Consider the following 15,468-nt stretch of genomic DNA (forward strand, 5'->3'; position numbering starts at 1 on the left):
TTAGTCAATGTTTTGGAGGCCTTTGCCAGCAATGTTGGCGTCCGATCGCACGACGATATGTAAAGGCCCAAGGCCGCTTGACCAGGAAGCTGTCGTTGCGATATTCTGACCCACGGGTTTATTTTTTTAACTAACAAGTCAACACTTTCATCAGGAAGTCGAACTGACTTTCAGGAACTGAGGCTGTCAGAACTGGATCCCGGCGAAATGTACGTTGAGGTCACACGATCTGTAGGTCCCACGTCATCTATGGAACGATATCATGGCCGTCGCCGAACGATTTGACTATGTCATCATTGGAGCTGGATCCGCTGGGAGCGTCCTTGCCAATCGGCTTAGCGCCGACCCTGCCGTGAAGGTCTTGGTGCTTGAAGCTGGCGGTCCTGACCGTCGGTGGGACTTCAGGATTACCATGCCAGCCGCACTGGTCTATCCTCTTAACAGCCCGACCTATAACTGGCAGTTCCTGAGCGAGCCAGTGCAAGCGCTGAACGACAGGCAGTTGCCATTCTTCCGGGGAAAGGGTTTGGGCGGCTCTTCGACAATCAACGGCATGGTCTACGTGCGTGGAAACGCGATGGACTTCGACAACTGGGCTCTCGACGAGGGCTTGGACGACTGGGACTATGCGCACTGCCTACCTTATTTCAGGCGTTCGGAGACGTACTCGGAAGGGGGCAATGACTATCGCGGCTCTACCGGGCCGCTGCATGTGTCGCGTGGCAAGCCAGAAAGTCCCCTTTACGAGATTTTCCTGCAGGCAGCCTACGAGGCGGGGCACCAGCACACCCCCGACGTGAATGGCTTTCGCCAGGAAGGTTTTGGCTATTTCGATGCGACGATTCACAACGGGATCCGCGAAAGCGCTTCGCGCGCCTACCTGCACCCGATCATGAAAACCCGTCCCAACCTGACGGTCGTGACTGGGGCGATGGTCGGGCAGTTGAACTTTCAAAACCGCCGCTCCGAAAGCGTGGCCTACAGAAGCGAAGGCAAGACTCAGACCGCCCACGTCGAGCGCGAGATCATTCTCTGTGCCGGCGCAATCCAGTCACCACAGCTGTTGATGCTGTCGGGGATTGGCAACGCCGACGATCTGAGATCGAAGGGTATCGAACCGGTGATCGACCTCAACGGTGTTGGCAAGAACCTCGGCGATCACCTCGAATGGATCGTGTCGTACAAATGCACGAAACCACTTTCCTACTATGGTGCAACCAAACCCTTGAAGCAGGCGATGATTGGCGCCCAATGGCTTGCCAACCAAACCGGGCTTGGCGCATCCAATTTCTTCGAGGCCGGCGGTTTCCTACGATCGACGCCGTCGAAAGCCTATGCGGACGTTCACCTGCATTTCGTGGCGCTCGCGGCCGAATATAGCGGTCGCGTTTCTGCTCCGGGCCATAGTTTCCAGGTTCATCTTAGCCCGGGCCTGCCTGCAAGCCGCGGATGGATTTCCCTGAAATCACCGAATCCCGAGGACCATCCCGTCATTCAACCGAATTACCTGTCGGAAGAGCGTGACTGGGTCGAGGCGCGTGCAGCAATCCGGCGGTCTTTCGAAATCCTGGAAATGCCAACGCTCAGCGAATATCGCGGCGAACGCATCCATCCCAACAAGACGCTCGACGATGATACTCTCCTGGATGAATACATTCGCGCCCATGCCGAAACCGGGTACCACTACGCCGGGACCTGCCGAATGGGAGATGGGCCTGACTGTGTTGTGGATGGGCAATTGCGCGTGCACGGCATCAAGGGGCTGAGGGTCGTTGATGCATCGGTCATGCCGCGGCCGACAAACGGCAACACGAATGCCCCGACCATCATGATCGCGGAAAAGGCGGCCGACCTCATTCTGGGTCTTGGGCCCCTTGCACCTTCCGACGCGCCTTCCTTCCGACATAACTAAGGAAAAAGAACGGCGGCCAAACCGGGTTTGGTCGCTGTTTGTGATCTTCGATACGTTATTGCGAAACTATCCGTGACCGACCATCGCCTTGATCTCCAAATATTCGCTCAGGGAATGGTGTCCGGCTTCCCGACCATTGCCCGATTGCTTGTAACCGCCGAAAGGTGCGACTGCATCCCAGTCGGGATAGTTGATGTAGACGGAGCCGGCCCGTAATTTCCGTGCGACTTTCCGTGCTCGCTCGATATCGGCCGATTGCACATAGGCTGCCAGGCCATAGGGGGTGTCGTTAGCGATGCGGATCGCGTCCTCTTCATCGTCATATGGCAAGATGCAAAGAACGGGACCAAAGATTTCCTCCCTGGCGATCGCCATGTCATTCGAGACATGACCGAAAATCGTTGGCCGGACATAGTATCCAACATCGAGACCGTCTGGTTTACCAACGCCGCCGCAGATGACCGTCGCCCCCTCCTCGATACCTTTCCCGATCAACGCCTGGATTTTCGAAAACTGCATTTCGCTCGCGACCGGACCGAGAATGGTTGCGGGATCGGCTGGATTGCCGACGGCCTGCCCGCGCGCTGTTGCCTCTGCGATATCGAGCGCCTCCGCGTAAGAGGACCGGTGCACCAGCATGCGCGTCGGCGCGTCACACGACTGGCCGCTATTTGCAAAGCAGGCTATGACGCCATCCCGCACAGCCGTTGACAGGTCGACGTCATCGAGCAGGATGTTGGCGGACTTGCCACCCAATTCCTGCGTCACACGCTTGACGGTGTCGGCGGCAGCTTTGGCGACACGCACGCCGGCACGGGTCGAACCGGTAAAGGAAACCATGTCGATATCGGGGTGAGAAGACATGGCTTCGCCGACGATCGGCCCCTCGCCATTGACTAGATTGAAGACGCCAGGCGCGAGACCGGCCTCGTCGAGGATCTCGGCAAAAATCGTGGCATCCAGCGGCGCGACTTCACTGGGCTTCAAGACGATCGTGCAGCCTGCGGCAAGCGCGGGAAGCACCTTGCAGATGACCTGATTGATCGGCCAGTTCCAAGGCGTAATGAGACCAACAACGCCTATCGGCTCCTTGGCGATCAGGGTCGTGCCACTTTGCTCTTGGAAGCTGTAATTGCCGAGGATCTCGATAATCGCTTCGAGATGTGCGACGCAGGTCGCCGTTTGGGCTTCGATGCTGAAAGTGATTGGCGAGCCCATTTCCCGCGTGACGATATCGGCCATTTCATGCTGACGGCGCTTGAAGATATCGAGCACGCGTTTGAAAAACGCAATTCGGTCAGAAACCGACGTTTGGGAATAGGCGTCAAAGGCGCGCCGTGCGGCCTTAACGGCGGCATCAACATCGTCTGCGGACCCGAGAGCGATGCGTGCGAAAGGTTTTTCAGTGGCAGGATCGATGACATCCATGAAGCGAGCAGAAAACGGCTCTATCCAGGCGCCATCAATAAAAAACTTCGAAAAATGATCCATCCTCATGATCCTTTTGTTTGCCGACGCAAGGGTGGACATCTCCCCTGGACGGCGCCCTCAACTTAGCGGGAGGGCACTTTTACGCTTATCGTCCCTGCCATTCGTACTGGAGCATGAAAAATCTGTCCAGTGGGTCAGTTTTTTTGTTTAGTGCGTATATCGCGTTCCAGCGCTGCGCGGTTTTCCAATTTGGATTGGTCCAGAAGGGGGCGGACTGCGGTGCAAGAGCCCTGCCGAGGATCAGGTCGGCGGCTTTTTCGCCGATCATGATGGTCGACGCATTGAGGTTGGCACTGACCTCAAGCGGCATGATCGAGGCATCAGCTATCCTTAACCCATCGACACCTCGCACTTTGAGATCCGGATCGACGACACTTGCCGCGTCGTTGCCCATTCTGCACGTCCCAGCCGGGTGGTAGGCGGTCGCAACGTGATCCCTCAGCCAGGCGTCGATCGCATCATCGGCCTGAACATCGCGGCCCTGGAATGCCGGTTGAGCGACGATTTCCCGGGTAAGCCGGATGGCTTCGCGCAGGACCATAATGTCGCGGGGATCCTGGAGATAGTTGAACACCACTGATGGCAACTGTACGGGGTTTGCGCTCACGAGGGCGACACGGCCCCGGCTTTCGGCACGAAGCAGCGTCATGTGGATCTGGAAGGATGGTCCTGGATGCGGATCGAAGCTGTCATGCTGAAAGGCAAGCGGCAGCAACTCAAGCTTCAGGTTTGGATATGGGATGCCGGCACGGGTCCTCAGATAGGCGGCGGCTTCAAACTGGTTGCTCGCGGCAAGGCCGGATTACAGCGAGAACCATTGCAGGCCCGTCATGATCTTTCTGACACCTCGTGTGGCGGAGAATAGACCGACCGAGCCTGCGGCCCAAAACTGAATCGTGACATCAGGATGATCCTGCAGGTTTCGACCGACGTCCGGCGAGGCAATGAGAGGATCGATGCCGAGGTCGCGCAACTCCTCGGCCGGTCCGATTCCTGAACGCAGGAGGATTGCCGGGGTGCCAAAAGACCCGGCCGACAAAATGATCTCTCGCCTTGCTCGCGCAACCGATCGCTGCTGGCCACTAAAATAGACAACGTCCGTGGCCCGGCCCCGTGTTAATGCAACCTTGTCAACCAGCACGTCGCGGACGACCTTAAGATTGCGACGCTTCCTTGCACCGTCGAGATAGGCGCGCGCCGCACTCCAGCGCCGGCCTTGAAAGATCGTCTGTTCGTTGGGGCCAAAACCCTCCATCTGGTAGCCATTGCTGTCGGGCGTTGCCGGATACCCGGCCTCCTCTCCAGCTTTCATGAACGCACTGTTTAACGGCTCGCGGCTGAGATCAGGCTTGGTGACCATCAGCGGACCATCGCCACCGCGGTAGGTATCTCCTCCAGCGAGACAAGTTTCGGCGCGCTTGAAGTAGGGAAGAACGTCGGTATAGCCCCAGCCATGGCAGCCTGCCTCTTGCTTCCAGCTCTCGAAATCAAGCGGATGTCCTCTGGTATAGACCATGCCGTTGATCGACGAGGAGCCACACCGCGAGAGGCATGTCCACTGCCCAGTTGTCGTGATTCCGCCCGCCTCCAGCAAGCAGCCGGCCGCGCGGATGTACGACCCTTCGGCCGTTCAAATATGGCTCGTGTTCGGTCAGGAAATTTCCAGTTGCGAGGATCTTCACCGAGCAGCCTCTCTAGAAACGAGCATGATGGATCCTGCGACAGCCGTGACGCCACAGCGCATCCAGCAGACCCCGCGCCAACCACGATGAAATCGAACTCCATACTCATCCTTCCATGTCTCCCTGACCTCGCCGCGATCGTCATGCCGGCCCCGGCCCGTGCGAACTGCGCCATTCCGCCTCAAAGGGCCGTGTACTTTTGCGTTACGAATCCACTTGCGAATTCGACTGATTAGTTCATAATCTGACGCACCAGTCAAATTAACAGTACAGCTGGTCAATAAGATTGAAAATCAATTCAGAGGAGAGCACGTCTTGAGCAAGTCCCTTTCTTTAACCCGTCGCCAGGCCCTGATTTCGGCTGCGTCTTGTACTACACTGCTGGCAATGCCATCAATTTTGCGCGCTGCAGACAAGACCGTCAAAGTCGGCGCGCTGGTTCCCGAGACCGGTGACCTGTCCCTCTGGGGCCTGCCGGCCAAGAATGGCGCGGAAATCTGGGCCAATCGTCTCAACAAGGCCGGTGGCTTGACCGTGAAAGGTGAAAAATACAGCGTCGAGGTCGTCTCCTTCGATGGAGCCTACATTGCCGAGAAGACCCTGCAAGGTGCACGCGCCTTCGTGGATCAGGATGTGAAATTCACCATGGTCATCGGCGGCGACGACTGGTCGGCCCTTCAAGATTTTTCGAACCGCAACAAGATGCTGACGTCGACGCTCTACGTGTCGGACCTCAACGCCGGCGCAAAGTATCTGATTGCACCGGTTGAAATTCATCCGTTTTATTTTGGTCTTGGCGTCCAATATCTGCGCAAGACAGAACCTGCAGCCAAGACGGTTGCGCTTTGCGCGCAGGATGACGTCACGGGCCGCTCCTCGCTTGCGGCATGGCGCGCCGGCTTTGACGCCCACGATTTTCAGATCGTCGCCGATCAATATTTCGACAATTCCACGACGGACTTTGCGCCTGTCGTGAGTGCCATGCTTTCGGCCAAGCCAGATGTGGCCTGCATCGATACCAGCTACCCCTCTGTCGCGCTTCTTCTCGTTGAGCAACTGTTCACGCAGGGCTTCAAAGGCAAGATCCTGCATGCAGGTTTCGAGCTTTTGCCCGACATGGTCGCGCGCACCAGCAAGGAGTTCATGGAGGGATCGATCGCATTCTTCCCGCGCTTCGACGATCCCTCGATCGCAAAAGCAGCAAGCGGCTTCGACGACCCCGCCGGATTTTACCAGGATTTCATCAAGGCCTATCCGAAAGAATGGAACAACACGTCGTGGGAATTCCCTGCAGCGCTTCAGGTGTGGAAGCAGGGTGTTGAGGGCGCTGGTTCCTTCGATGCCGACCAGGTTCTTGCCAGCATGAAGGCCAACCCGCCGCAGCATATCTTTGGCAAGGCGCGGTGGTGGGGCAAGGAACTTTTTGGAGCCGACAGCGCACTGGTCGGAAACTGGCCGGTCGTCGCCGTCAAGGATGGCAAGGTCAATATCGTCGACGTCGGCGACCAGGTTGCATGGTACGATGCGCACAAAGACGTTTTCCTGAAGCGCTGGCGCGAAGAGCAACTGATGCCCGATCAGAAGCGATAAGACGGACTGGCGGTGGATTGACATGCAGTTCTTGATTGAGACTCTTCTCAATTCCGCTATGGCGAGCGCGGCTTCCGCGCTCGTTGTGGTCGGTCTTGCTCTGATTTTCGGCGTAATGCGCATCGAAAACTTCGCCCATGGCGAGCTTTATATGGTCGGCGCTTACGCCACTTGGTACTTCGGCACCAACCTTGGAGCCGGTTACCCGGCGGGTCTCGTCGCAGCCATGGTGCTCACCGCCGCCATTGGCGCGTTCATGGAGTTCTTCCTCTTTCGACGGCTTAAGGGAAACCCCTTGGGGCCACTGATTGTGACCATCGGCGTTTTGCTGGTGTTGCAGACGGCAGCCGCCTGGCTCTTTGGCGTGAACGCGAATTACCTGGTCGATAGCCCGTTTACGGGCGTCGTAAAAATTGCCGGCGCCAATATGCCACTTCACCGCCTGTTCGTGATCGCGGCCGCGATCGTTCTGCTGGGCGGTCTGACAATTTTGTTGCGGACGACCCGGTTCGGCTGGGCGCTTCGCGCCGTTGCGCAGGACCGTGACGCCGCCTGCCTTCAGGGGATTTCGATCGGCACTATTTCGCTGATGGCGATGGCGCTCAGTGCAGCGCTTGCCGGTGTTGCCGGTGGATTGATGGCTCCGATCGTTCGGGTCAGCCCCTACATGGGTCAGCCCATCATCATCACCGCCTTCATTGTGATCATTCTTGGCGGGATCGGCTCCATGGAGGGTGCGATCCTGGCTGCAATCATCTACTCAACGTTCTTCACCTTCGTCTCAGCGTACTTTGACAGCACAATCGCCAGCATTGCGGGCCTGTGCCTGATGCTCGTCGTGCTCATCGTCATGCCAAGCGGACTGATGGGTAAGGCGCAGAAAGTTTAACTCATGGACGCTCGGAAAAAAATTGGTCTCAGTGCCGCGGTTCTAGCGCTTGCTGCGGCTGCCATGATCCCTGCGGTGACGGGAGACTACTACGTCTCCTTCTCCACCGAAATCGTGATCATGGTGCTCATGCTGTCGAGCTATCGCATTGTTGTGCTCACGGGCGAATGGTCCTTCGCCCACGTCGTCCTTCAGGGCGTGGGCGCCTATACAGCCGCAATCCTCGTCAAGGACTGGGGAGCACCCTTCATGGTGTCGCTTCTTGCCGGTGCTCTAGTGGCAGGCTTGGTTGCGGCAGTCCTCAGCTTTCCTCTCCTGAAGATGCGCGGCTTCTACTTCCTGATGGGGACGTTCGGCGCTGCGGAAGCCGTTCGCCTGCTCTGGCGCAAATTCAACTATTTCGGCGGCACGCGGGGCTTTTCGGGGATCTCCCCGCCCTTTCTGCGTATCGGCAATTTCGCCATCGACTTTGGGCACCCCGCAGCGTTCTTCTATCTTGCGCTGACGGTTTGCGTCGTCTGTCTGCTCATCATCTGGAGCATCGAACAGTCGCGTTTGGGGCAAATCTGGCGGACGATTGAGCAGCAAGATGTGCTTGCTCAGGCCGTTGGGATCGACACCAGGAGATATCGCCGCATTGCCTTCGTCATATCAGCCATATTTGCAGGCGTTGCTGGCGTCCTGCTTGCCTATGCCTTCGGAACCGTTACGCCCAACCGCTTCAACCTCAACTTCGCACTTTATCTGATGATCTGGGCAATCGTTGGCGGGACACGCTCCTTCTATGGTGTGATCCTGGGAGGCATCTTGTTGATGGGATTTGACGAGTCCTTGCGTTTTGCCGACGAATTGCGGCCTGGCGTTTACGGCGTCATTCTCATCTTGGTCATGCTCTTCTGGCCGCAAGGATTGGAACGACTGATCGGCTTTGCCGCAGTTCCGGTAGCCAAGCAAACGCCCGGCACTCCAAGTCGTATGGCAGCGCCTTCGAAAGGAGATGCGTGATGACAATCCTATCGTTACATGGAGTCACTAAAAAGTTCGGCGGGCTTACGGCTGTCAACGACGTGACGTTTAGCGTCGAGCGTGGAAGCATTCACGGGCTGATCGGGCCGAACGGTGCGGGTAAGACCACCCTATTTAGCCTCATTACGGGCTTTTATCGTCCGACCGCCGGCCGTGTCGAATTGGATGGCAAGGACGTCACGTCGCTATCGACCAGTCTTCGCGCACGCAACGGACTGGTGCGCACCTTCCAAGGGACCGTGCTTTTTCCCGAACAGACGGTGGAGCAGAATATTGGCAACGGCCTCTTGGCAAAAGCATCGAGCTCCTGGGTCGATTGGATTGTGGAGAGCAATGCCTATGCAAAATCAAGGCGCGACGAAGTCGAGAGGCTCCTTGTTTTCTCACGGCTGACGGACCTGAAACACAGTGCGGCACGCGATCTGTCTCACGGCCAACAGCGGGTTCTTGGCATTGCGATCGCGCTTGCCGCCAGGCCGCGCGTCCTTCTGCTGGACGAACCGTTTACGGGCATGACAGCCAGTGAAAAGGACCGCCTGGTCGAAATGCTTCGGGAAATCCGCAAGAGCGGCACGACGGTGGTACTGGTGGAGCACGATATGCGCACAGTCATGCGCCTTTGCGACGTCATCACTGTTTTAAACTTCGGTCGTGTGTTGACGGAAGGTACGCCTGAACATGTTCGACGCCATCCTGAAGTGATGTCCGCCTATTTGGGAACTACCGCATGATAGAGCTTCGCAACCTGGTCGTCCACTACGGTCGTGTCGCTGCGGTCCACGATATTTCGCTGTCCTTTGACCACGGCATCAATTGTATCATCGGCTCCAATGGCGCCGGCAAGAGCACGATCATGCGCTCGATCTCCGGTCTCGTCAGACCAAGTTCAGGGAGTATTTTGTTCGAGGGAGAGGCGATCGAGAGCCTTACGCCAAAGGCGATCGTCGAACGCGGTATCGCCCATGTCCCGGAAGGTCGTCACGTCTTTCCAGAGCTCACGGTCGATGAAAACCTCAAGATCGGCGCTTATCTCAGGCGTGATCACGTCGCGGTCAAGCGCGACTACGACAACATCTGTAGCGTCTTCCCAAGGCTTGCCGAACGGCGCAAGCAATACGCCAACACGTTAAGCGGCGGTGAGCAGCAGATGCTGGCGATCGGGCGGGCTATCATGGCCGCACCAAAACTCGTTTTGATGGATGAACCGTCGATGGGTCTTTCGCCGGTGATGGTCGCTGCGATGGCTGAGGTGATCAGGTCGATCAACGCCGAGGGCAAGTCGGTTCTTCTCGTGGAGCAGAATGCCAATGTGGCATTGGGTCTGAGCGTAAAGGCCGCAGTTCTGGAGCAGGGACGAATTTCTCTTCAAGGCATGGCTACCGACATGAAGGATAACGAACATGTCCGAGTCGCATATATCGGTGTCTAATCCGGACAACGAAGACACTATTGGTCTCCTCTGGAAATTGAGTGATCGTGCTCGCTCTGGGGTCGACATCAGAAGCGCACTCGGACGCGTCAGACTTGATGGTTTGGCCAAGCTCGAAACCGAGGTATGCCTTGCCGTCAGGTCGCACCTGAGGGCAATAGCTAAACTAACGGATGGTGTGTCTGAGGATGAGACTCGGACGGGGGCATTTTCCAGGTGGGATGCTGTCCTGGCTGAGGTCCAGCATATGCGCGCATCCCTAACCCCCCAAGCACACGCGTTTCACATGCGTTTGGCGAGCAAATATGCCGAATACTATCGGGGCTTTGAGGAAAAATCCCTGACGCAATGGGTCAATGCAAGCCGCCTCAAAAGCGCGTTTGCAGACGCCGTCGCCATCTATCGGCATGGCGATCTCGAAGGAGCCGCAGGGGCCGTCGCAAGACTATCTCATCTATGGCGGGAGAGTTTGCCAATCAGACTGCCCGGACTGCGGGAAATCGAGCAGGCCGGGCACGTCTGGGCGGCTCGAGCAGGAAACAGCCCGCTGGCTGACAAGCTCGCAGCTAACGCCGACGAACTAACGGGCCGCCTTTCACCTTATGCGGAGGATGATGTTTCCGTTTGGAGCGCACCACGCACAACGGAGCAAGTCGTGCGATTTGGTTTCGCCGCGACGATCTTGCCGCCGAAGATGCTGCTCAGCTGACACCGAGATCCAGGAACGATTGAAATGGTGGATCAAAGGCTCGCGTTCACGCTTGGGCATTGGGGATTGCATGAAGTCCCGTCAGGCCTTTAAGGGCTGGCAACACTGCGACCATGGCGGTCCGACCCCGATCCAAGCGAAATAGGGCTGGTGATCGGCAAATAGTCACCATCCTCGGCTGTGTTCCCACCGACGGTCTGGCGGCTGTCGATGCTGCCTGCCAGGAGGCTTTGGATCACGGCGTCTGCTCGGCCTCGGTGATTATCAACATTCTGGCCCGCAGTCGTGATCCGGCTCCGGCCGCAACCCTGCAAACCCCGGATGCGCTGCGGCTGACCCATGAACCGGTCGCCGACTGCGCACGCTATGGCAGCCTCAGGAGGGCAAGCTGATGGAATGCACACAGGTTCTCGAACTGATGAGCACGCTGAAGCTCTATGGAATGCGCAGCGCTTACGACGAGGTCATGGGCAATGGCATCAAACGGCAGCACGAACCGCCGCGCATCGTCGGTGATCTCTTGCAGTCGGAGATCGCCGAGAAGCAGGCACGCTCCATTTGGGCCCGAACAAGAGTAGTGCGAAATCGTACGCGGCCTTTATCAACCAAAGACAGCAAAAACGTTGTAAGATAGTGCTTCCCATGCGATTCTACGGTCAGTCCCGAAGGAGGTAATTATGTCTGAAATGATGCTGGCAACGCTTTCCAATATCCGGACTGTTGAAGACATGGTCGCCGCGTTCCGGGATGAGGAGCATTGCCGTCGTTTGCTGGAAAGCATGATATGGCCGAATGGCAGGATCTGCCCCGCTTGTGGTTACAAACGCTCGATCGCGATAGCTGGCCGCGATACTGGTAAGCGCCGTGCGCGGCCGGGTCTCTATCAATGCTCCAGTGGTGATTGCCGGTTCCAGTTCACGGTGACAACGCATACGCCCTTGCACGCCACGAAACTTCCCTTGCGCGTATGGCTCAAGGCGATGTGGTTGTTGCTGCAGTCGGAGAAGGGCCTGTCGTCGGTTCGTCTCGCCGAGACGCTCGGTGTAAGTCAACCCACGGCCTGGCGGATCGGTCATGCGCTGCGTCTTATGGTGGCGCGCGAAAACATGTTGGACGGCACAGTCGAGATTGATCATTTCTATCTTGGCGGACGGCCAAGAAAGCGGCCTGACAAACCGCCATCGGGGCGAGGCCGCAAGGGGCAGACAAAAACGGAGAAGACGCCGGTCATGGCAATCGTGCAGAGACCGGCAGACGTTACCCCCGGTTCCATCGCAGGCGATGCCCGAGCCGCTGTCGTTACCGGCCTTTCATTGCGGGCCGCCGTAGTCGCGATTACGCCACAAGTTGGGCTTCAAGCGCATTTCACCGGAACGAAGACAGAGCCGACAAGATCGACAGGCAGGCCTAGCCGAACTATTGCCATCGACGGCGTCACCCGTCGTATCCATCCGTATTTCGTCATTGACGGCCAGCATCTGCTTTGCCTTTGTGAGAAGGCGCTCACCCGCCGGCGTGAGCATCATTCCTTGACGTCCCCCGATGACGAGCTGCTGCCGCGACAGGCCTTCCAGCCGGGCGATTTTCTGGCTGACCGCTCCTTGGGTCAGGAGAAGGTGCTTGGCGCTGGCGGTCATACTCCTGCATTCCGCGACGGCAACGAAGGTTCGAAGGAGGGACGTGTCGAGGTTACGGATGGGCGTCATTAGACCAGCTAATGCTAGCTACTGCAATTATTAGCTTTTCTGAATCTCGATTGGCAGGCAGGTCTGAGCTTTGAGCAAAAGGAGCAACCTTGACCGCAAGCTTGGCACCCCTTGTCCTCTTCGTCCTGATTGCAACGATCAGCCCAGGTGGCGCGACGACCCTTGCTAATGCCTCAGGAGCGAACTTCCATGGGGCCTGCCGACTGGAACGGGATCTGGGACAGGTTCAAACCATACGCTTTTGTCTATGACTTCTTGACCACAAATTCCTTGTTATTGAACGCGTGCGATCCACCCCGTCGTGAAAGCAATCCTTTGGCCGTCCGCCTCTACGAGCGACCGCTGGGTGACTGGCCGAAGCTTTCCTTGTAGCGCCGGGCAAAATGCGAGCGTGAGGCGTATCCGGCGGCCTCCGCTGCGGCAAGGCTCGATGCGCCAGCCGCGAGTGCTGCCTGACCAGCCCGCAGGCGCTCGATGCGAAGGATGTGGCGGAAGGACATTCCCATGATCGCAAGTCGACGGCGAAGTGTCGACGCCCCGAGCCCAAGGCGGTCGGCGGCCCTCCTGACCGTCCAGTCCTCCGATGGCGCGCTTCCGATAAGCCAAGCCACTTCATCAGGTAGGCTGGCCTCGAACAATGGACGGGCGGCTGCGAGCGGCCGCAAAAGCGTCAGCACCTCCGTTAATCGCACGGCCTTGACCGCATCCCCCAGCGCCTCGCTGGCGATCCCGGTTGCTGCATGAACGAGTGTTTGAACCAGATCTGAATCGAGCGGTATGCGGAACTGACGGTGACCGTCGCCTGTACTCGTCTTCTCGCCTCCCATCAGTGGCGCCATGCCGGCCGGCAGCGCCGGCACCTCCAGCAACAAGGATTCATAAGAGGAGGTCGGCCCGGCCGGAATATTGACGATGTCCATCGGCACATGCGCCGGCAGAACGAAGACAGTGCCCGGCTGGAAGAAATGCGGCGTGTCGCCAAGCCACACTTCCTTGCGCCCCCTCAACATGATGCCGATGAGGGGGCAGGGCAGCTCGATCGCCTTCAGACGCTCCCGGTCCAGGGAACAGTAGGAAAAGAGCTGGTGGCCGTGCGCATATCGTCCGGCCGTGCCGTCCGGCGCCATTATCGGCCGCAGGCGCTCCACGAGCACGGACCTGAGATGGTCGTCATCGCTGCTTTTATAATGAATGTTCATGGGCGCAACGATAACGCAGGTCGTGCCGATAAAAAACTGCATAGGTGAGCGTTTCGGGCTCGAAATCGTTCGAACCGGACCCTCCACGGCGAACGGGATGCGTCAAAAGCGGTCTCCACACCCAAGGAGACCAGAATGAACCCGATTGCAACAATCCTCTTTTCCACCGCTGCCCTGGCGGCATCCACGGCGCACTCCGCCGAGGTCGAACTCTGGCGGCTCGATTGCGGCGAAATCGAGGTCCGCGACCTATCGCTGTTTTCCGATACCTACAATCATGTCGGCGAGAAGCGGACGCTGACCGACAGCTGCTATGTAATCCGTCACGACCGGGACTACATGCTATGGGACGCCGGATTGCCGGCCGCTCTCCTCGGGGCGAAGCTCGATTCAAAGGCGGTGCTTGCGCCAACGCTGGCGAGGGACATTCCGACCCAGCTCGCCGAAATCAGCCTCAAGCCCGAGCAGATCACTCGCCTGGGTATCAGCCACAACCATTTCGATCATGTCGGACAGGCAGCATCCTTTCCGCAGGCAACGCTGATGATCGGCGCAGCCGATCTGGCCCAGTTCAAGGCCGATCCCCTGCCCTTCGCCGTCGATCCTGCCTTCATCAAGCCGTGGCTCGACGGCGGCTCGAAGGTTGACGCCATCTCAGGCGACCGCGACGTCTTCGGCGACGGCACGGTGACCATTCTCTCGACCCCCGGCCACACGCCTGGCGAAACAAGCCTGCTGGTTCGCTTGGCAGAAACCGGACCGGTCGTGCTTTCCGGGGACGTCGCGCATTTCGAGGAGCAGTTCCAAAACCGTGGCGTACCTGGCTTCAACTCCGATCGCGCCGAAACGCTGGCATCGATGGAACGGCTGACCGGGATCGCTAAGGCGCTGGATGCCATCCTTATCGTCCAGCATGACGCCAAGGATATCTCCAAGCTGCCGGCTTTTCCGACAAGCGCCAAATAGCGAGACCCGCTATACCGGCCAGTTAACAAATTGGCCGGTTGCTTTCTTGCCGCCTGAGCTATGTCAGGGAATGGGTCGCTCGTGACGACCGTGGCGATAAACAAGCCGTCACGGCCAGGCGCCGTCGCGGTAAAGTTCCTTACTCCCGAAACACATGATTACCGCACAAGCATCGAACCCCGAGAGGAGTCCGGCGCGGGAATGCCTCGGTGATACTGAAGATCGCCTTGATGGCGATCAAACCGTCGACCCCACCTCTTGCTTCGCAAGTCGCCAACTACCAGCAACCAACTCGTGGCTAAAGGCGATCGCCGGCGGGTCCTAACTCGGCGACCCAAGCCCATTGCGGGTGCTCCGAGCTTTAAGCCGGCCTTTCAAAGGCATGCTTATGCTGAGCGCTCGCAACAGGTGCCGTATAGATCTAGCTCTTCACACCATTACTGGGCGGGAGGCACCTTGTTGAACATGTACCGCGCGATCTTCCACTCGCCGCCATCCTTTTTGAAAATGAACAGCTCGCGATTCTCTTCGGAATGGGATTGATTGTCTTGCAATACGGTGACCCTCACCTGCGAATGCGATCTCGCGAACGCGAAGTCTCCGGTAACGACTACCTCGTCGATATCGATTTTGGGCTCGAGTTTGATTAAACCGAAGCCGTGGTCAAAGAAAGCCGTAAGCTGCTCCGCCCCTTCCACCGTTGGGGCGTCCGCTCCCATCAGCACGGCATCCGAGGTGAACAACGCAACCACCCCATCGGGTTTCGACTGCTTCAGAGCGCCGATATATTTTTCAATAAGCTGCTCAATTTGGATTTTGTCTGCCTGGTTATGTGACATGCGATTTTTCCTTACACTTTGCGTTCTTAC

14 protein-coding genes and 3 pseudogenes are annotated in these 15,468 nt (G+C 57.9%); 11 read left to right on the forward strand and 6 right to left on the reverse strand.

Annotated elements, in window-relative coordinates:
- The first annotated feature begins 262 nt into the window (after positions 1 to 262).
- Positions 263 to 1,912 carry a choline dehydrogenase gene (locus HJB83_RS22580; protein WP_221159623.1) on the forward strand — a complete coding sequence of 550 codons (1,650 nt, stop codon included), beginning with the start codon at positions 263 to 265 and terminating at the stop codon, positions 1,910 to 1,912.
- Between the two features lie 66 nt (positions 1,913 to 1,978).
- Here the strand turns inward: HJB83_RS22580 and HJB83_RS22585 are convergent, their stop codons facing one another.
- The 3 genes from HJB83_RS22585 to HJB83_RS34240 form a co-directional block, all read right to left on the reverse strand.
- On the reverse strand, positions 1,979 to 3,403 hold the full coding sequence (locus HJB83_RS22585) for an aldehyde dehydrogenase family protein (protein ID WP_221159624.1): 1,425 nt from the start codon (positions 3,401 to 3,403) through the stop codon (positions 1,979 to 1,981).
- An 85-nt stretch (positions 3,404 to 3,488) separates the two neighbouring features.
- Positions 3,489 to 4,118 (reverse strand): GMC oxidoreductase, encoded by a 630-nt coding sequence (locus HJB83_RS34235; RefSeq protein ID WP_259671384.1) that lies wholly within the window; start codon positions 4,116 to 4,118, stop codon positions 3,489 to 3,491.
- Positions 4,119 to 4,205: 87 nt separating this feature from the next.
- Entirely contained in the window at positions 4,206 to 4,919 is a 714-nt protein-coding gene (locus tag HJB83_RS34240; RefSeq protein WP_259671385.1) for a GMC family oxidoreductase N-terminal domain-containing protein, read from the reverse strand.
- Between the two features lie 481 nt (positions 4,920 to 5,400).
- On the opposite strand from HJB83_RS34240, the gene HJB83_RS22595 reads away from it, so the two are divergent.
- From HJB83_RS22595 to HJB83_RS22635, 9 genes and pseudogenes are all read left to right on the forward strand, one after another.
- On the forward strand, positions 5,401 to 6,675 hold the full coding sequence (locus HJB83_RS22595) for an ABC transporter substrate-binding protein (RefSeq protein WP_221159625.1): 1,275 nt from the start codon (positions 5,401 to 5,403) through the stop codon (positions 6,673 to 6,675).
- A 22-nt stretch (positions 6,676 to 6,697) separates the two neighbouring features.
- Positions 6,698 to 7,564, forward strand: a complete 867-nt coding sequence (locus HJB83_RS22600) for a branched-chain amino acid ABC transporter permease (protein WP_221159626.1) — start codon at positions 6,698 to 6,700, stop codon at positions 7,562 to 7,564.
- 3 nt (positions 7,565 to 7,567) lie between these two features.
- Positions 7,568 to 8,569 (forward strand): branched-chain amino acid ABC transporter permease, encoded by a 1,002-nt coding sequence (locus tag HJB83_RS22605; RefSeq protein WP_221159627.1) that lies wholly within the window; start codon positions 7,568 to 7,570, stop codon positions 8,567 to 8,569.
- Positions 8,569 to 9,321: an ABC transporter ATP-binding protein gene (locus tag HJB83_RS22610; protein ID WP_221159628.1), complete on the forward strand. Its 753-nt coding sequence runs from the start codon at positions 8,569 to 8,571 to the stop codon at positions 9,319 to 9,321. The genes HJB83_RS22605 and HJB83_RS22610 overlap by 1 nt, the downstream gene beginning before the upstream one ends.
- On the forward strand, positions 9,318 to 10,019 hold the full coding sequence (locus tag HJB83_RS22615; protein WP_221159629.1) for an ABC transporter ATP-binding protein: 702 nt from the start codon (positions 9,318 to 9,320) through the stop codon (positions 10,017 to 10,019). Before HJB83_RS22610 ends, HJB83_RS22615 begins: the two co-directional genes overlap by 4 nt.
- Complete coding sequence (locus HJB83_RS22620; protein WP_221159630.1) at positions 9,991 to 10,728, forward strand: hypothetical protein; 738 nt, start codon at positions 9,991 to 9,993, stop codon at positions 10,726 to 10,728. The genes HJB83_RS22615 and HJB83_RS22620 overlap by 29 nt, the downstream gene beginning before the upstream one ends.
- Positions 10,729 to 10,874: 146 nt before the next feature.
- Positions 10,875 to 11,114, forward strand: a pseudogene (locus tag HJB83_RS22625) (IS21 family transposase); the annotation flags it as partial.
- 5 nt (positions 11,115 to 11,119) lie between these two features.
- A pseudogene (locus HJB83_RS22630) lies at positions 11,120 to 11,287 on the forward strand (IS21-like element helper ATPase IstB); the annotation flags it as partial.
- Between the two features lie 118 nt (positions 11,288 to 11,405).
- A pseudogene (locus HJB83_RS22635) lies at positions 11,406 to 12,092 on the forward strand (IS1595 family transposase); the annotation flags it as partial.
- Here the strand turns inward: HJB83_RS22635 and HJB83_RS34770 are convergent.
- Positions 12,039 to 12,434 (reverse strand): LysR family transcriptional regulator, encoded by a 396-nt coding sequence (locus tag HJB83_RS34770; RefSeq protein WP_221159658.1) that lies wholly within the window; start codon positions 12,432 to 12,434, stop codon positions 12,039 to 12,041. The pseudogene HJB83_RS22635 and the gene HJB83_RS34770 overlap by 54 nt on opposite strands.
- A 329-nt stretch (positions 12,435 to 12,763) precedes the next feature.
- Positions 12,764 to 13,633, reverse strand: coding sequence for a helix-turn-helix domain-containing protein (locus HJB83_RS22645; protein ID WP_259671386.1), 870 nt, complete (start codon positions 13,631 to 13,633; stop codon positions 12,764 to 12,766).
- Between the two features lie 135 nt (positions 13,634 to 13,768).
- Here HJB83_RS22645 and HJB83_RS22650 point away from each other — a divergent pair, with 135 nt between their 5' ends.
- Positions 13,769 to 14,599 carry an N-acyl homoserine lactonase family protein gene (locus HJB83_RS22650; RefSeq protein WP_221159633.1) on the forward strand — a complete coding sequence of 277 codons (831 nt, stop codon included), beginning with the start codon at positions 13,769 to 13,771 and terminating at the stop codon, positions 14,597 to 14,599.
- A 437-nt stretch (positions 14,600 to 15,036) separates the two neighbouring features.
- Here the strand turns inward: HJB83_RS22650 and HJB83_RS22655 are convergent, their stop codons facing one another.
- Complete coding sequence (locus HJB83_RS22655) at positions 15,037 to 15,438, reverse strand: SgcJ/EcaC family oxidoreductase (RefSeq protein WP_221159634.1); 402 nt, start codon at positions 15,436 to 15,438, stop codon at positions 15,037 to 15,039.
- Between the last annotated feature and the right edge of the window lie 30 nt (positions 15,439 to 15,468).

Source organism: Rhizobium sp. NZLR11, assembly GCF_019685115.1.
Taxonomy (GTDB): Bacteria; Pseudomonadota; Alphaproteobacteria; order Rhizobiales; family Rhizobiaceae; genus Rhizobium.